The 17,645-nt window shown below is 46.7% G+C and carries 14 protein-coding genes, 7 tRNA genes and 1 pseudogene; 17 read left to right on the top strand and 5 right to left on the bottom strand.

Annotation, left to right across the window (positions count from 1 at the left end):
* The first annotated feature begins 155 nt into the window (after positions 1-155).
* The 15 genes from GJ1_RS15250 (at position 156) to GJ1_RS15180 (ending at position 10,539) form a co-directional block, all read left to right on the top strand.
* Positions 156-230, top strand: a tRNA-Asn gene (locus GJ1_RS15250).
* Positions 231-237: 7 nt separating this feature from the next.
* Positions 238-313: transfer RNA gene (locus GJ1_RS15245), tRNA-Thr, on the top strand.
* 10 nt (positions 314-323) lie between these two features.
* A tRNA-Glu gene (locus GJ1_RS15240) sits at positions 324-395 on the top strand.
* 115 nt (positions 396-510) lie between these two features.
* A tRNA-Gln gene (locus GJ1_RS15235) sits at positions 511-585 on the top strand.
* A gap of 302 nt (positions 586-887) precedes the next feature.
* Positions 888-963 (top strand) — tRNA-Lys (locus GJ1_RS15230).
* A gap of 4 nt (positions 964-967) precedes the next feature.
* Positions 968-1,039 (top strand) — tRNA-Gly (locus GJ1_RS15225).
* A gap of 5 nt (positions 1,040-1,044) precedes the next feature.
* Positions 1,045-1,117, top strand: a tRNA-Ala gene (locus tag GJ1_RS15220).
* A gap of 146 nt (positions 1,118-1,263) precedes the next feature.
* Complete coding sequence (rocF, locus tag GJ1_RS15215) at positions 1,264-2,163, top strand: arginase (protein ID WP_066234195.1); 900 nt, start codon at positions 1,264-1,266, stop codon at positions 2,161-2,163.
* 201 nt (positions 2,164-2,364) lie between these two features.
* Positions 2,365-2,928: an RNA polymerase sigma factor SigW gene (sigW, locus tag GJ1_RS15210; RefSeq protein WP_044730410.1), complete on the top strand. Its 564-nt coding sequence runs from the start codon at positions 2,365-2,367 to the stop codon at positions 2,926-2,928.
* 14 nt (positions 2,929-2,942) lie between these two features.
* Positions 2,943-3,554, top strand: coding sequence for an anti-sigma-W factor RsiW (rsiW, locus tag GJ1_RS15205; protein ID WP_066234192.1), 612 nt, complete (start codon positions 2,943-2,945; stop codon positions 3,552-3,554).
* A 72-nt stretch (positions 3,555-3,626) separates the two neighbouring features.
* Positions 3,627-4,448, top strand: coding sequence for a diadenylate cyclase CdaA (cdaA, locus tag GJ1_RS15200; protein WP_066234190.1), 822 nt, complete (start codon positions 3,627-3,629; stop codon positions 4,446-4,448).
* Entirely contained in the window at positions 4,441-5,679 is a 1,239-nt protein-coding gene (locus tag GJ1_RS15195; RefSeq protein WP_066234187.1) for a CdaR family protein, read from the top strand. The genes cdaA and GJ1_RS15195 overlap by 8 nt, the downstream gene beginning before the upstream one ends.
* Positions 5,680-5,705: 26 nt before the next feature.
* On the top strand, positions 5,706-7,055 hold the full coding sequence (glmM, locus tag GJ1_RS15190) for a phosphoglucosamine mutase (RefSeq protein ID WP_066234185.1): 1,350 nt from the start codon (positions 5,706-5,708) through the stop codon (positions 7,053-7,055).
* Positions 7,056-7,584: 529 nt separating this feature from the next.
* Complete coding sequence (gene glmS / locus GJ1_RS15185) at positions 7,585-9,387, top strand: glutamine--fructose-6-phosphate transaminase (isomerizing) (RefSeq protein WP_066234183.1); 1,803 nt, start codon at positions 7,585-7,587, stop codon at positions 9,385-9,387.
* 564 nt (positions 9,388-9,951) lie between these two features.
* Positions 9,952-10,539, top strand: coding sequence for a GNAT family N-acetyltransferase (locus GJ1_RS15180; RefSeq protein ID WP_015375298.1), 588 nt, complete (start codon positions 9,952-9,954; stop codon positions 10,537-10,539).
* A gap of 117 nt (positions 10,540-10,656) precedes the next feature.
* Here GJ1_RS15180 and GJ1_RS15175 read toward each other — a convergent pair.
* Positions 10,657-11,672: pseudogene (locus GJ1_RS15175) on the bottom strand (transposase).
* A 679-nt stretch (positions 11,673-12,351) separates the two neighbouring features.
* On the opposite strand from GJ1_RS15175, the gene GJ1_RS15170 reads away from it, so the two are divergent.
* Positions 12,352-13,050 (top strand): response regulator transcription factor, encoded by a 699-nt coding sequence (locus GJ1_RS15170; protein WP_066234181.1) that lies wholly within the window; start codon positions 12,352-12,354, stop codon positions 13,048-13,050.
* The gene (locus tag GJ1_RS15165) at positions 13,037-14,485 is read left to right on the top strand and encodes a HAMP domain-containing sensor histidine kinase (RefSeq protein WP_066234178.1); all 1,449 of its coding nucleotides are present in this window, start codon (positions 13,037-13,039) and stop codon (positions 14,483-14,485) included. The genes GJ1_RS15170 and GJ1_RS15165 overlap by 14 nt, the downstream gene beginning before the upstream one ends.
* A 415-nt stretch (positions 14,486-14,900) precedes the next feature.
* Here GJ1_RS15165 and GJ1_RS15160 read toward each other — a convergent pair whose 3' ends face one another.
* From GJ1_RS15160 to GJ1_RS15145, 4 genes are read right to left on the bottom strand one after another with little or no spacing between them, the layout of a single operon-like run.
* Positions 14,901-15,332 (bottom strand): NisI/SpaI family lantibiotic immunity lipoprotein, encoded by a 432-nt coding sequence (locus GJ1_RS15160; protein WP_066234176.1) that lies wholly within the window; start codon positions 15,330-15,332, stop codon positions 14,901-14,903.
* A gap of 53 nt (positions 15,333-15,385) precedes the next feature.
* A complete protein-coding gene (locus GJ1_RS15155; RefSeq protein ID WP_066234174.1) occupies positions 15,386-16,174 on the bottom strand; it encodes a lantibiotic immunity ABC transporter MutG family permease subunit in 789 nt (262 codons plus the stop codon).
* A 1-nt stretch (position 16,175) separates the two neighbouring features.
* A complete protein-coding gene (locus GJ1_RS15150) occupies positions 16,176-16,922 on the bottom strand; it encodes a lantibiotic immunity ABC transporter MutE/EpiE family permease subunit (protein ID WP_066234171.1) in 747 nt (248 codons plus the stop codon).
* Positions 16,923-16,937: 15 nt separating this feature from the next.
* Positions 16,938-17,630: a lantibiotic protection ABC transporter ATP-binding protein gene (locus GJ1_RS15145; RefSeq protein ID WP_066234198.1), complete on the bottom strand. Its 693-nt coding sequence runs from the start codon at positions 17,628-17,630 to the stop codon at positions 16,938-16,940.
* Positions 17,631-17,645 lie beyond the last annotated feature (15 nt).

The following is a 17,645-nucleotide window of genomic DNA, read 5'->3' as shown; positions in this document are numbered from 1 at the left end:
GTTTCATTATTCCGCAAATAGCTCAGCGACGAGCTTCACATCTTCGAATTCGCTACGAGTTGCCTCGACGCATCTCGCTTCCTTGAATTAGCTAGTAGAGGAAGAGGCAACGAGCACATTGGGAAGATGCACATGACATATAGTTTTCTCATCATTCCGCAATAGCTCAGCGGTAGAGCAACCGGCTGTTAACCGGTAGGTCGTAGGTTCGAATCCTACTTGCGGAGCCATTTTTACGCTTCCATAGCTCAGTAGGTAGAGCACTTCCATGGTAAGGAAGAGGTCACCGGTTCGAGCCCGGTTGGAAGCTCCATTTATTTTCCGGCCCGTTGGTCAAGTGGTTAAGACACCGCCCTTTCACGGCGGTAACACGGGTTCGAATCCCGTACGGGTCACTCCCATTTCGGCCAATCGTCCTTTCAAGGATGATTGGTCGAAATGAAAAGCGTATAATTCACTGATCACAGAGACATAATAGCGATTGAGTACAGCATATCTTCTTCATAACGTTGGGCTATAGCCAAGCGGTAAGGCAACGGACTTTGACTCCGTGATGCGCTGGTTCGAATCCAGCTAGCCCAGCCATTATTTTTTTGTACATAAAAATGGTCATGAGCCATTAGCTCAGTAACGAGCGCTACATCTTCGAGTTCGCTGCGAGTTGCCCCGACGCATCTGGCTTCCTTGAATGGGCTGGCAGAGGAAGGGGCAGGTAGAGCTAGATAATACTTAGAGTGTTTTCCTAACTATGAGCCATTAGCTCAGTAACGAGCAATGCATCGTCGAATATGCTTCGAGTTGCCTCGACGCACATAGCTTCTTTGAACTCGCTAGTAGAGGAAGAGGCAGGTAGAGCGAATCATCGCTTAGAGTGTTATTGAACTCGTGAGCCATTAGCTCAGTAGGTAGAGCATCTGACTTTTAATCAGAGGGTCGGAGGTTCGAGTCCTCCATGGCTCACCATAGCGCGGAAGTAGTTCAGTGGTAGAACACCACCTTGCCAAGGTGGGGGTCGCGGGTTCGAGTCCCGTCTTCCGCTTGGGCGGGGCCTTAGCTCAGCTGGGAGAGCGCCTGCTTTGCACGCAGGAGGTCATCGGTTCGATCCCGATAGGCTCCATCAATGGCAGACTGCTTATCCGTTAGGAGGCAGTCTGTTTTTTGTTATATCGGTATAAATATTCGAAATTTTGTCAAGTTGAGTCATCCCCTTTCTTTCCTCTACAATAAAGACGTAACAGGAACCGGAAAGGAGTGGGAGACAGCATGAAGTCAATTTCAATTATCGGGGTTCCGATGGATTTAGGGCAGACACGCCGCGGCGTTGATATGGGGCCAAGTGCGATGCGTTATGCAGGTGTGATCGAACGTCTGGAACGTCTTCATTACGATATTGAAGATTTGGGAGATATTCCGATCGGAAAAGCAGAGCGGCTGCACGAGCAAGGAGATTCACGGTTGCGCAATTTGAAAGCGGTTGCGGAGGCGAATGAGAAACTCGCGGCAACGGTTGACCAAGTCGTTCAGCGGGGGCGCTTCCCACTTGTGTTAGGCGGCGACCATAGCATCGCCATTGGCACGCTCGCTGGGGTGGCGAAACATTATGAGCGGCTTGGAGTGATCTGGTATGACGCGCACGGCGACGTCAACACCGCGGAAACGTCGCCGTCTGGAAACATTCATGGCATGCCGCTGGCGGCGAGCCTCGGGTTTGGCCATCCGGCGCTGACGCAAATCGGCGGATACAGCCCGAAAATCAAGCCGGAGCATGTCGTGTTGATCGGCGTCCGTTCCCTTGATGACGGGGAGAAGAAGTTTATTCGCGAAAAAGGGATCAAAATTTACACGATGCATGAGGTCGATCGGCTCGGAATGACAAGGGTGATGGAAGAAACGATCGCCTATTTAAAAGAACGGACGGATGGCGTTCATTTGTCGCTTGACTTGGACGGTCTTGACCCAAGCGACGCACCGGGAGTCGGAACGCCTGTCATTGGCGGATTGACATACCGCGAGAGCCATTTGGCGATGGAGATGCTGGCGGAAGCGCAAATCATCACTTCAGCGGAATTTGTCGAAGTGAACCCGATCTTGGATGAGCGGAACAAAACAGCGTCAGTTGCTGTAGCGCTGATGGGGTCGTTGTTTGGTGAAAAACTCATTTAATGCATTTGGACAAAGACGGCTGGCTGCGGGGATTCACGGATGTGATGATGATTTGTTCCCGCGGTTTGTGAAAGAGGGGCTGCCATTTGTTTGGCGTCCCCTCTTTTTCCGTTGTATGATACAATAAATGTGTTGCATGAAACTTTTCTTGATCGAGCGCCGTAATATACGGTAAGCCGTGAGGCGGGGGTATTGTATTTTATGGATCTATTTATTAAAAAGAGAATTAAGGCGATCCAAAAAGGGGATCAAAACGCATACGCGGATCTTGTCGATTTGTATAAGGACAAGATTTACCGCCTTTGCTATCGAATGCTCGGCAATCGGCATGAGGCGGAAGATGCGGCGCAGGAGGCGTTTATCCGCGCCTACACCCATATTGATACGTACAATCCAGAAATGAAATTTTCTACTTGGCTGTACCGAATTGCCACGAACTTGACGATCGATAAATTGCGGAAACGGAAACCGGACGTGTATTTAGATGAAGAGGTCGGGGGCACGGACGGGTTGACGATGCAGGCTCAGCTTCCTTCCCGCGAAGCATCTCCGGAGGAGGCGGTGGAAAGTCTGGAGCTGCAAGAGACGGTGCAGCGGGCGATTGAGCGGTTGCCAGAAAAATATCGAAGCGTGATCGTGTTGAAATATATGGAAGATTTGTCGTTGCAAGAAATCAGCGAAGTTTTAGGGTTGCCGATCGGCACGGTAAAAACGCGGCTGCATCGCGGCCGCGAAGCGTTGCGCAGGCAATTGGGCCATTTATAAGAGGGTGGGAGATCATGAAATGTCCGAAAGAAATCGTATTACTCATGCATAGCTATTTAGATGGGGATCTTCAGCCAGAAGGAGAGCAGCGGCTGAAAGAACACTTGCGTTCTTGCGCGGCGTGCGCTGCCCATTTTCACGAGCTGAAAAAAACGGTTGCTTTCCTCCAATATGCCGCCCACGTTGCGGCGCCGCCGTCGTTTTCGGCTAAGGTCATGGAGGCCATGCCGCAAGAGAGAAAGACCGCGCGGCTGCGCCGTTTTATGCATCGTCATCCGCTGCTCACGGCTGCTTCGTTGTTTTTAGCGCTCACTTTGGGCAGCTTGGCTTCTTCATGGGGAGAAAGAGGCGCGTTTTCCGTCTCCGCTGATGAACATGTCATCATCCGCGACCATACTGTCATCGTGCCGAAAGGAGAAACGGTCAAAGGGGATATTGTCGTCCGCAATGGCTCGATTCGGATTGAAGGAACGGTTGATGGGGACGTGACTGTGATCCATGGAAAGAAATATATGGCGTCCGCCGGGCAAGTGACAGGAGAAGTGGAGGAAATTAATCAAGTGTTTGAATGGATTTGGTATAATATTAAAGAAAGGTTCAATCGTGCGCTCCAATCGATTGAATGATGGCAGCCATCGTTCGATGGCTTTTTCCATGACCATCAGCAGATTGGAATTAGAGATAAAGGAAGTGTGAAGATGTCCTTCGAAGAGCTCCCCATCGTGTCATATTTGTTAAAAGTGGTTGATATTCTTGTCGTTTGGTATGTGATTTACAAGTTGATCATGATGATCCGCGGGACGAAGGCCATTCAGCTGTTAAAAGGCATTTTTTTAATTATTTTAGTGCGTTTTGTGAGCAATTATCTCGGATTGACGACGCTGCAATGGCTGATGGATCAGGCGATCATTTGGGGGTTTCTCGCGATCATCATCATTTTTCAGCCGGAATTGCGGCGCGCGCTTGAGCAGCTCGGCCGCGGAAGGCTGTTCACCCGCAATACGGTCAATGAAGACGAAGAGCGGCTGCGAATGGTGGAAGCCATCGTAAAAGCGACCGAGTATATGGCGAAACGGCGCATCGGTGCGCTGATTTCCATCGAGCGGGAGACAGGGATGAATGATTACGTCGAAACCGGAATTTTGTTGAACGCACACGTATCGTCCGAGCTGCTTATTAATATTTTCATTCCGAACACGCCGCTTCATGACGGGGCGGTCATTATTCAAAAAAATCAAATCGCTGCGGCTGCCTGTTATTTACCGTTATCGGAAAGTCCGTTTATTTCGAAAGAGCTCGGAACACGCCATCGGGCGGCGCTCGGCATCAGCGAAGTGACGGACAGCGTCACCGTCGTCGTGTCAGAGGAGACAGGAGCAGTATGTCTGACGAAAAACGGTGAGTTATACCGCGATTTAACGATCGATGAATTTCGGGAACTGTTGACAGACGAACTTGTTCCAACTGCGAAGGCGTCCGCCTCTTCCCGTTGGCAATGGAGGGGGAAGAAACATGGATAAGTTGATGGACCATCCTTGGTTTATTCGCGTCGTTTCCTTGTTGTTAGCGATTATGCTATATATGTCGGCCAACGTCGGGGCGAAAACCGGCGAGACGCGCAATACGTTTGGCCAGGAAGATACGGAAACGTTGATCGACATTCCGGTTGTCGCTTACTATGATGAAGAAAACTTGGTCGTATCTGGTGTGCCGAAATATGTGAACGTCACGCTTCAAGGGCCAGCGAGCATTGTTAAGCCAACGGCGCTGCAGCGGAATTTCGAAGTGTATGTCGATTTAACGGAATTGCCGTTAGGGACATACACGGTGCCGATCAAATACAAGGATATTTCCGATAAGTTGAAAGTGACGATTCAGCCCGCTTCGGTGAAAGTGACCATTCGCGAAAAAGTGTCGAAACGGTTTTCGGTCGGTGTTGAATTTTTCAATCGAAACAAAATGCCGGATGGCTATTCCGTCGGGGAGCCGACCGTGGAACCGGATGCTGTGACGATTACTGGAGCGAAGGAGCTGATCGACAATATTTCGTTTGTGAAGGCGATCGTTGATTTGGAGGGAGCGACAGAAACATTGACAAGAGAAACGCGCGTTCGGGTGTACGACCGGCGGGGAAATGAATTGGATATCGAGCCAGAGCCATCGTCGGTGAAAGTGACTGTGCCGGTGGAAAGCCCGAGCAAGACGGTGCCGGTTCAAGTGAAAACGACCGGGGAGCTGCCGGATGGCGTGCATCTTGTCAGCATCACTCCGGAGCCGGATCGGGTGACGATTTACGGACCAAAAGGGGTGCTGAACCGTATTGACAAGTTGGAAGGATTGACAGTTGACTTGGACGATATTACCGATGATGAGACGGTAGAACTTGACGTTCCGCTCCCTGATGGAGCAAAAAGCGTCGATCCAGGCAAAATCAAGGTTCATATTGATGTGGAAAAAGATATAGCGCAAACATGGGAAAACGTTCCAATCGCTGTCGTCGGCTTGCCGGATTCATACAAAGCTGAGTTTGTCAAACCGGTTGAAGGAAAGATTACGATTCGACTGATCGGTCCACCTGACATTGTCCGCGGATTGACAAAAGATGACGTCCGTTTGTATGTCGATGTCAGCGGGCTTGATGTCGGCGAACATCAAGTCCCTATTCAATGGGACAACCCTAACCACGTTCAATGGCAACCGTCGGCGGAAACAGCGATGGTTCATATCAGCGAAAAAGCAACCGCACAATAAATTGACAGTAAGGAGAGAGTGAACGAATGGGCAAATATTTTGGCACTGATGGTGTACGTGGAGTCGCGAATCGTGAATTGACGCCGGAGCTGGCGTTTCAAATCGGGCGCTGCGGCGGGTACGTGCTGACGAAAAGCGCTGAGCGCCCGAAAGTATTGATCGGGCGTGACACCCGCATTTCTGGCCATATGCTTGAAGGCGCCCTTGTCGCTGGGTTGCTGTCGATCGGGGCCGAGGTGATGCGCCTTGGCGTCATATCTACGCCAGGTGTCGCTTATTTGACGAAGGCGCTCGGCGCGCAGGCGGGGATTATGATTTCCGCCTCCCACAATCCGGTGCAAGATAACGGCATCAAATTTTTCGGCCCGGATGGGTTTAAGCTGTCAGATGAGCAGGAAGCGGAGATTGAGGCGTTGATCGACAGCGCGGAGGACATGCTGCCGCGGCCGATCGGGGCTGGGCTTGGGCAAGTAAACGACTATTTTGAAGGCGGGCAAAAGTACTTGCAGTATTTAAAACAAACCATCGATGAAGAAGATTTTTCCGGGATGAAAATCGCCCTCGACTGCGCGCACGGGGCGACGTCATCGCTTGCAACGTACTTATTTGCCGATTTGGATGCGGATGTCGTCACGATGGGGGCGTCGCCCAATGGGCTCAACATTAACGAAGGGGTCGGCTCCACCCATCCCGAAGCGCTGGCCGCGTTTGTCAAAGAAAAAGGTGCTGATGTCGGGCTCGCCTTTGACGGCGACGGCGACCGCCTCATCGCTGTGGATGAGAACGGCAGCATCGTCGACGGCGATCAAATTATGTACATTTGCGCCAAATATTTAAAAGAAACAGGCCGCCTCAAACAACAAACCGTCGTCTCAACGGTCATGAGCAATCTCGGGTTTTACAAAGCGCTTGAGGCGCAAGGCATTAAAAGCGTGCAGACAGCTGTCGGCGACCGCTATGTCGTCGAGGAAATGAAAAAGAACGGCTACAACCTCGGCGGCGAGCAGTCCGGACACATCATCTTCCTCGACTACAACACGACGGGGGACGGGATGTTGACGGCGCTTCAGCTTGTCAACATCATGAAAATCAAAGGCAAGCCGCTTTCCGAATTGGCAGGCGAAATGAAAAAATACCCGCAGCTGCTTGTGAACGTCCAGGTAAAAGAGAAAGAAAAAGTGATGGAAAATGAGCAAGTGAAGAGTGTGATCGCAGAAGTGGAAGCGGAAATGAACGGCAACGGCCGCGTTCTTGTCCGCCCATCGGGCACCGAACCGCTCGTGCGCATTATGGCTGAGGCCCCGACGGAGGAAGCGTGCCGCGCCTACGTTGAGCGGATTGCGGATGTTGTCCGCCGTGAAATGGGAGCGGAATAACCGATTGTTTGGACAACCACCCTATGCATAGACGGAACGTTCCCTTCCGTTTATGCATAGGTTATTTTATACAGATAGTTGACGCCGATGGGAATGTCCTGTAATATTAACGTTGTTGCCTTTTTCTTGAAAGGAGGCGATGGAAGGGCGAAGAGCGGAACATGGTGAAGTGATGGCTTGCCGCAACCGCAGGCATGGCCAACAAAGCAAAAAGGTGGTTGGTTGTTGCATCGGTTTTGACGAGACAAAAGCGCCTGGACTAAGCGCGGAACGGAAGCGCGCTTAGTTGACGAGGAGGAGGTTTATCGAGGTTTTCGGCGGATGCCTCCCGGTTGACGCGATGACAGCCGCAAGTCCTCTCTTAAAACAAAGGGGTGACCCTTTGCACAAAGGGGAGGATATCATCGCACGAATCCAGGAAGGGAGTCTGCCGCATTCATCGGCGAGGCCCCTAGTTTGCTCTTTGACAACTGAACAGAACGGATCTCGTTGGCGGCAGCCTCCAAGATGAAAAGGAGGAACATTTGCCATGTGCGGCATTGTTGGTTATATCGGTTACCAAGATGTGAAAGAAATTTTACTGCGCGGATTGGAAAAACTCGAGTATCGCGGCTACGATTCGGCGGGAATCGCCGTCTTGAATGGGGACGGAGTTCAAGTGTTTAAAGAAAAGGGACGGATTGCCGATTTACGCCGCATCGTTGATCCGAACGTCAACGCGACCGTCGGCATCGGCCATACACGTTGGGCGACGCACGGGGCGCCAAGCCGGGTGAATGCCCACCCGCATCAAAGCGCGTCGGGCCGTTTTACGCTCGTGCATAACGGCGTCATCGAGAACTATGAAATGGTGAAGCGCGATTATTTGGCCGATGTTGCGTTCCAAAGCGACACGGATACGGAAGTGATTGTCCAGCTGGTGGAAAAATTTGTCCACGACGGGCTGACGACGAAAGAAGCGTTTCGAAAAACGCTCTCGCTGTTAAAAGGGTCGTACGCCATCGCCATGATCGATGCGCAAGACGAAAACACGATCTACGCAGCGAAAAACAAAAGCCCGCTTCTCGTCGGATTGGGTGATGGGTTTAATGTCGTGGCCAGCGACGCGATGGCGATGCTTCAAGTGACCAACCAATTCGTCGAACTGATGGACGGGGAAATGGTCATCGTCACGAGCGAGAACGTCACGATTCAAACGCTGGACGGTGAAACCGTCGAACGGCAGCCGTTTACGGCCGAGCTCGATGCGAGCGACATTGAAAAAGGAACGTATCCGCACTATATGTTGAAAGAAATCGACGAGCAGCCGTTTGTCATCCGCCGCATCATTCAAAAATACCAAGATGACAACGGCGAATTGACCGTCGACGAAGCGATCGTGAAGGAAGTATTGAACGCTGACCGCCTGTACATTGTCGCGTGCGGAACGAGCTACCACGCGGGTCTCGTCGGCAAACAATTGATCGAATCGTGGGCGAAAATTCCGGTTGAAGTGCACATCGCCAGCGAATTTTCGTACAACATGCCGCTGTTGTCGGAAAAGCCGCTCTTCCTCTTTATTTCGCAAAGCGGCGAGACAGCTGACAGCCGCGCCGTGCTCGTGCAAACGAACAAACTCGGCCATAAAGCGATCACGATCACAAACGTCCCAGGTTCGACGTTGTCGCGCGAAGCCGACTATACGCTTTTATTGCACGCCGGCCCGGAAATCGCCGTCGCTTCGACGAAAGCGTACACGGCGCAAATTGCGGTGCTTGCGATTTTGGCCGCCGCGGCGGCGAAAGCAAAAGGCCTCGAATTGGATTTTGACTTGACAAAAGAGCTCGCCATCATCGCCAATGTGATGGAAATGTTGTGCGACGCGAAAGAAGAAATGGAAAACATTGCGAGCGACTACTTGACGCTGACGCGCAATTGCTTCTTCATCGGCCGCGCCGTTGACTACTATGTCTGCCTAGAAGGCGCGCTGAAACTGAAAGAGATCTCTTACATCCAAGCCGAAGGGTTCGCCGGCGGCGAGCTGAAACACGGCACGATCGCCTTGATTGAGAACGGCACACCGGTTATTGCGCTTGCCACCCAGGAGCATGTGAATTTGAGCATTCGCGGCAATGTGAAAGAAGTCGTCGCCCGCGGCGCCAACCCGTGCGTCATCTCGATGCGCGGCCTTGAAAGCGATGGCGACCGCTTCATTATCCCGGCCGTCCATCCGGACCTTACGCCGCTTGTCTCCGTCGTCCCGCTGCAGCTGATCGCGTACTATGCCGCTCTGCACCGCGGCTGCGACGTCGACAAACCGCGCAACTTAGCGAAGTCGGTGACGGTCGAGTAAGCGGGTTGGCGGTGAGATACAAGTTGTTTAAAAAACACACGTTGGAGTAAATCGAATCAACTCCAGACGTGTGTTTTTTATTTGTGTTGATGTTTTGTTTCGGGTATGTCGTGTTGCTCCAAATCATTTAGAAAACAAGAGATAAATCATTTGACGATAAAGATTTTGCTGGGGCCAACAACTCTTTGAGACAGTCCCATATTACCATCACAATAAATTAAGAAAATTATAAAAAATATATATCGATACATTAGAAAAATCTTATAATTTTGATCTATATAAATTGAAATTTTGTTTTACATCCAGCCGATCACTCGCAATGTTATAGCATAGTCGAATTGTATGGGGGTCAAAACAGAAACGAAAAATCGGAAATTCTTTATTGCAACTTATATATAAGCTGTAATAAAGAATTTCCACGGTTTTGTATTAATGTTCAAGCCGTAACAGGGTAGTATATAATGCGAGTATGCCGAGAGTCTAGTGGATAAACACTTTTTTGAATTAAGTGTTTTAAGACACAGAAGGAATATTAAAATATAGGTATAGAAAGGGTTGAGGAATTTGAAGATTAAAGATGTATTTGGGGATTTGCCTACACTTACTACTGAACGTTTAATATTAAGAAAATTAACGTTAGATGATGCATATGATTTATTTGATTATGCGTCAAATCCGGAAAACTGCAAATATTTACCTTGGAGACCTCATCATACCATTGAAGATTCAATTCAATTTTTAGAATTTGTAATTAAGTCTTATAAAGAAGGTAGTTTAGCTCCGTGGGGAATCGTTTCAAAAGCAGATAATAAAATGATCGGGACAATTGATATAGTTAAATGGTTACCCAATCATCATAAAGCTGAGATAGGTTTTGTTTTATCGTATAAGTATTGGGGGAAGGGATTAGCAGTTGAAGCGGCTAATAAAATCATTGAATTTGGTTTTGACAAGATGGAATTAAACAGAATTGAGGCATTTGCTATGATTGAAAATGTTCAATCTTTAAGAGTTTTACAAAAGTTAGGGATGCAATTTGAAGGGGTTATGAGAGAACATTGGTATATTAAAGGTAAATTTAGGGATATGGCTATATACTCTATTCTAAAACGAGATTATTTTAAATCAAGGAACGGGTTGCAAAACGCATAACGGATGAATAAAGGGACACAAAAAATCCACTCTTATTGGGAATCATATACAGTTACTGTAGATGAGCATTTTTAATTACAATAATTTCCATGTTATAAGAGACAAACAGGGTACCCCTTAGGCGACATGGAGCTGTTTTTTGATCACCTCAATGGGAATATCTTGCTTCGCGGCGTCATAAATGAACTCGACGACGCTGTGGCCTTTCCGCGATCGAAGAAGCTCCAGTCCAGCGGAAAGGGTTTGTTGAGATTCGGCGATGCTGTACACGCAGGAGGGCAGCACCACCGCCCAATACCGTTTCACCGCCCGAACGCGGCGAACGCGGTATCCATCCAGCTTCAGTTGATCTTTCGCCTGCCGGAAAAAGCATTCGATCGTCCAACGCTGGGCATCGTAACGCAAGATGTCTTCGTCGCCGAGCTCCCGATCGGTGCTCAAGACGACATGGAGATGTTCCGGCGTCATCGGCTGATCCGCCTTCCAAGCCAGCAGCACCACCGCGTCATCGAGGCCATGGATCGCCCCCTCATAGCGATACACGCGGCAACGCTCCTGACCCACCGTGATGAGGCGGGTGTCTTGGGACTCGATATAGCGGGCAAACTGCTTGGCTTGGACCGCGATGCCGTTCGGGTAGAGAATCCGATTCGTCTTGAGCATCGCGATGATAGGGCTTGCGCGAAGGTGTGCACCATCAGCCAAACGAGCGAATGCCCCCAGACCGATTGAGGATCCTTGTGCGAGTCATGCCAGTCGCACCCTTCGATGGCGTGCGTTGCCCGTGACGAAGGCTTCGTTTTTTGGCAAATCGCATCATCGATCGAAAGGAAAAGGGGCTGATTCTTCCGTTTGGTTAGGCGTTCGACCCGGCAAAGGATCCACTCTTGAAGCTTCTCAAGCAGCCGTTCCTCGTTCCAAGGGCTTTTCGTGAAAAAGTGGCTGAGCGTGGTTCGATGATTCGGATGAAAGCTCCCATGATGGATATCAGCCAACGTTCCCGAAAATCCCTTGGTGGTCAAGGCATCGACGATATGAACGAGATGCTTCAAGACCGGTTTGGAAAGCTGCAGCGTCAACCCCAACGTGAAGAAAAACTTGTGGATTCCTTGGTGATGTGCTAATCTATTCATGAGACATGAACCTCCTTGTGTGAATGGGTTTTGAGCACATCTATTTTACTCAAGGAGTCCGGTTCATGTCTCCTTTTTTGTTTGGTTGTAAATTTATGTTAGTGAATTTGCTCATCTACAGTAAATAAATAAAGGGGGGAACTCAATTTGTTAGAGATCGTTTTGATTGTATTGTTTTTGATCGGTTTGTTCGTTTTCGTGGTTTATTATTTTCTTTTTGCAACCAAAGATTTAAAAAGAATGACTGAACAAAATGAGGAAATCATTAAATTGCTAAATGAGATTAAAAACCATATTCAAATGAAAAATTAGCTATTATGCAAAACCAAGGAGGACTTACTATGAATTGTACACAAAATCGCAAAATTGAACGAGTCACTGATCATTGTTTAGTTTCTATATAGATGCAATTTGAAGTTTTAACATTTGTAGCTTTTGCCGAGAATTGGATCCCGACTGTCGGGGGACCGAACAATGCCACTTTCAGACCCATGTATGGGCTGTGAAGCAGGTGGTTGTTCGGTCTTCCGTCACGCCTTGGCGTGACGGGGGCAAGCCTGTGGCTTGCCTTCGACAGTCGAAAATGGACAAGCCGCTTTTCCGTCAAGGATATGTTAAACGCTTTCGTTGCATCTATGAAGATGTTAAAATGCTGTTAACTGTAAGGTGGGTATGAAAAATGAGTAAAAGAAAAATACTGGTTGTTGACGATAATGAAGACATTTGCTTGACGATCAAACAATATTTGGAGCTTCATGATTATATGGTTGAACTGGCGTACAGCGGTACGGAAGCGTTGAAAATGATCAACAGCGATGTTGATTTGATTGTGTTAGATATTATGATGGAAGGTATTGATGGAATGGAATTGTGTCGCATGATTCGTGATCGAGTCGATTGCCCGATTGTATTTGTCAGTGCAAAGACGATGGAGGAAGATAAGGTTCAAGCTCTGTCGATCGGCGGAGATGATTACATAACCAAACCTTTCAGCTTAAAGGAGTTAAAAGCGAGAATCGATTCCCATTTAAGAAGGGAAGAGCGGATTCGTTCAAATGAGAGATATCTTTTGAGTTCGAAAAATATAACCATTGATCTTTTGGCGAATGAGGTTTTTTGTAAAGGAATGAAATTACCTTTCACAAAAAAAGAATATGAGATTGTGAAGTTGTTGATGCTGAATAAAAATGTTGTTTTTTCTAAAGAAAGGATATTTGAACGTGTGTGGGGACTCGACTCAGAAAGCCAATTAGACACCGTTACAGAAAGTATCAAGAATATCAGAAAGAAAATAAAAGCCGTTGATCCGGAAACTTCCTATATTCAAACATTATATGGATTAGGTTATAAATGGGATGTGACCGATGAAAAACAATAAAACGATCAAACGAGATTTTTACTTGTTGGTTGTGAAAGTTGTTTTGGCAACGATCGTCTCGTCGGCGCTTGCTTATTTATGCTTAATCTATTTGATCGTTACATTTACAGCGAATCATATGGTAAAATCGACAGATTATTTTGTACGATATTTGGATTTAATTGAAAAAAAAGTGAAAGAGAACGAAGAGGCCATTTTCATGGGGAGATTAATTCCCATCGATCGTTATAGCCGAAAGATACAGGGAGAAGTTGTAGACGTCAGTGGTCATCATCTGTATGGTGATCGGGGAATTGTAAACGATAAAGTTGATATTAGTGAAGCAATCAATCGTGATATTGTAAAAGGAAGCTATGTGTATCGATTCGTCCCCATTAAACATGATAACGCGATTCAGGCGGTGTATGTGCTGAAAGCGCCTTTTGGGTTTATGATTAATAATCGTGATCACTTCGGAGTCGTGTTGATTTATGTTGTGTTGCTTATTTCTCCGCTGATCTTTTTTATTGTCTATTTAATTTTTTTTACATCCAGGTTGTATCAATCATTGTTTCATAATATGAAATTGTTGCTTCACGCTGCCGATAACATCTCAAACGGCTATTTTGATTTTAAGGTCTCGGGGCTGAAACGAAAAGAGTTTATCAAGATACAGGATTCCTTTAATACCATGATCAGTGCTCTGAAAGAGATGGTTGAAAGTTTATCAAAGGTCGATGACGAACGGAAAATCATGGTGTCGTCGATTGCCCACGATATAAGAACACCGTTAACCGTTATTCAAGGACAAATGGATTTAATCGATGATTTGAAGGACGCAGATCATTTTGATATCACTCCCCATTTGGATCTGATTCGCAAAAACTGTAGAAAAATGCGGATGTTGACAGATAATTTGTCGTTGCTGTATAAAGTGGAGAATCCGCATTTTTTGTTTAATCCACAACAAGTTGATTTATATCAACTGTTAATGGAGAAAAAAAAGGAAATCTCCGCGTTGGTTTCGAATCAAAAGCAGATCAACATTTCTTTTGATGTGGACTTGCGAAAAACGTTTTACATTTTAGATGAACCGATGCTCATGAGAGTTTTGGATAATCTTTTGTATAACAGTTTGAGGTTTACAAAGAGTGGGGAAATTAAACTGAAAGTGTATGATGAAGCAGATGGACAAAATCATAAGATCTATTTTAAATGTTCAGACACAGGGACGGGATTTAAGGAAACGGATACATCGCTGTTATTCAGGCCGTTTTATCAGAATGAACAATATAAAGACCATTTTGGGTTAGGCCTTTATATCGCAAAACAAATTGTCAAAAATTATGGAGGGGAGATTTGGGCTTACAACAATGAAAGCGGCGGAGCAACCGTTGAATTTTATATTAAGGAGATATCAAATGATCCCCACATAAAGAGAAAAAATGAGACTTGAATCATTTTATCGCAAAAAGGTTTATCTATGGCTTTGTCATCGGAATCACATGGCCTTGCTATTTGTTCCTTATAAAACAGTAACACATATGCTAGGAGGCATGACAACACCGGAGTATCGAGAAATCCCTGAATATATCATAAGTGTACTTAAAATGGGGGGAGCGGAATTATTGCCTCTGTCGTTGGTCTAACTTTATATGAAAGTGAAAAACGAAAGACTAGCGCGTTTGTCGGTCGTTTGACATGGGAGCGATTAGCCTTTGAAGCTTGGCACGATCGGTAGGAAAATGAATGTGTTCTTGTATAAGGGTCCTCCTTTCGAATGATGATGCACTTTCATTCGAAAGGAGACCCACAGGCCGTGTCGATTTGTCTGCTTGTCTGGATGATGCTGTTATACACTCAATGGAGGTTTATTTCCTTTTTGCCACCAGAAATTGATTGTTGACCGTTACGGCCACTTCTTCTTCTGGGTTTACGCCTTTGATGCTGTACACCCAGCCAAAGTTCAAGTGAGTTCTTTTTTCATCTTTTTTATCAGGAACAATTTCGATCTTTCTCAGCTCTTCTTTGCTTAGGATTCGATGATGCTCATTAATGGTAATCGTTTCTGTTACTTTCCCAATTGGTTTGTTCAATTGATGTCGATCTACTTTTGACGCTTGAATGACATAGGTTCGGCCTTGATAGCGAATTTCTTTTAAGTTTTTTTTGTCCAGTTCATATTTTGGCAATGTTCGATCGATCGCCATATTGTGTGATGCCGTTTTTTTTAAGTCGCTGAAAAGCGAACAACCTCCTAAGAATATGGTTCCAATCAGTATCAGGAGAATGAAATTTTTCATAACTGCTCTGAGCCTCCTTTTTTCAACATTATGCCTAGATGGAAGGTGGATCTTCATTCATGCGGTTTATTTCCTTCCCAACGATGAAACCAGATGGAACCGATGATCGTGACGATGATAAAGCCTAGAAGGGCATAAACCGTTCCTTCCCGTAACGATGGCGAGTAGGAATGTAACAACTGCGTCCCCAAGGCCTGCTTGACCTCGGGCATCATCAGCATTGGAAATTGTGAAAGGCGAACAGCCCAAGCCCAAGGAATATAACTCCAGATGTGATCGCCTAAGGAAGTTGCGCCGATGATGGCGGAAATCAGAAATCCACCGCTTCCTACAGCGATGGAGGCTCCCATCCCAAAAGCAAAGCTAATGAATAGATGCATGGAGAAAAGGATGAGTGAGCCTACCATAGAGAGTACGGCTCCTTGGAAAAATAAATCATAATGAATGTGGGCTGCTTGGAGCACGTATTTCATGCCGATCAACATAAGAATCGTTGCCAGCAAGATGTCCGCAAATGCAATCAAAACGAGCAACGTGAGTTTGCCAACATACCATTGTATTCTCGATATAGGACCGGATAAAACGTTCATAAAGTTTCCTGCCTTTTCTTCTTGGTATGACATCAGACCCGTCAGCAATGAGAGGATGATCGGCAAGGAAACCGCCAGCACTTCAAAAAATCCTCGATAGATTTTCACTTGCCAAAATACAGGGGTATGGTAGTGGGAAAAATACCATACCATGAAGAGCGGATAGATGATGGGTGCGATCCACATCATCCATCGAATCGCTGTGCGTTTCGTTTTGATCCATTCGGAAAACAGAACGCGAAGAAACGACATGTCAATGCACCTCTTTTCGTGAAAACCAAAAGGCGGTCACAAATGATAACAACAGGAAAACAGCCATGGCGATCACCAGTCCTGTCGGAATGACAGAGGGATCCAACAGCGGACTTTCTTTCTCCAACGGAACGCCGTTCGGATGAACCCTAACGATCGGACACATCAGCCTCATTCCCCAGCTCCATGGAATGAACAGCCAATACGGTTTTGTGGCCATGACCACTCCCAATGCGATGCCGATGACACTGACAATAATCGACACCACCATCCCGAACCGCTCAGCGACAAACAACCCGATCGGAATGTAGGCTAAGGAGGTCATCCAAATGACAAGGCTGGCAAATATGGCGACTGTTGCTGATGAGAGGCTGTTAGGCAAAAACCATTTCAATAAAACAAGTAAGACGATCAGCTCTATTGTGGAGAGCAACATATAATAAGCGATGACGATGATTTTGCTCCACCATAGGCGTACAATGCTAATGTCATGACAACGCAACGCTTTATCGTTTCCTGACTTTTTCTCCCTTGCCACTGAAAGAGAGGCAATCAAGGCCGTTCCAATCGGAACAAAAATCAATGGCCACCAATTAAATACGGTGTATTCAAAATAATTATGTGTTGTATTCATGACTGGCATGGTCGTCATGGCGTACAGGACAAAGAAAAACGGAGCGATAAATACCAGTTTTTTGGCAAACGTCCGCTTATATTTTAAACGTTCAGACTCGATCATCGTTAGCATCACGTCCACCTTCCTTCATCTTTCACTCACTACATCGATAAAGAGTTTTTCAAGATCTTCATTTTCGCTGATTTTGCCTTCGTATTTGAGCGCCCCATTTTGAATAATGCCAATGTAATCGGCTAATTGTTTGACTTCTGATAAAATATGGCTTGATAAGATGATCGTCATTCCATTTTCACAAAACGATTGGATAAGGGTTCGCAAGTCCTGTATACCTAATGGGTCCAGTCCGTTCGTTGGTTCGTCGAGAATGAGTAGTTTCGGGGAGTTTAAAAGAGCTTTGGCAATTCCCAACCTCTGCTTCATCCCGAGAGAAAATTGGGAGACTTTCTTTTTGCCCGTGTTTTCTAAACCGACAATTTTTAGCACTTCCTCGATTCTCGAATTTGGCAAATTTAGCAGTTTGGCATACACGAGTAAATTCTCATAGGCCGTTAAATTGCCGTAAAGAGCCGGGGATTCGATTAGCGCCCCAATGTCTTTCAAATCTTTTCTGCTCCAAGGATGGCCGTTGATCATGATTTCCCCTTTTGTCGGACGCAGCAGCCCTGTCAGCATTTTTAAAATCGTTGACTTCCCCGCTCCGTTTGGCCCGAGCAGCCCATAAATCGTCTGTTTTTTCACTCTCATTGACACATTGTCCACCGCTAGCTGCTTGCCGAACGCTTTGCTTAATTCATAGGTTTCCAATGCATATTCTCCCATGTTCATGCTCCTTTC

It is taken from the genome of Geobacillus jurassicus NBRC 107829 (genome assembly GCF_001544315.1).
In the GTDB taxonomy this organism is placed as follows: domain Bacteria; phylum Bacillota; class Bacilli; order Bacillales; family Anoxybacillaceae; genus Geobacillus; species Geobacillus jurassicus.
The sequence above is the reverse complement of the archived record's forward strand: the minus strand, read 5'-3'. Positions and strand labels throughout refer to the sequence as shown.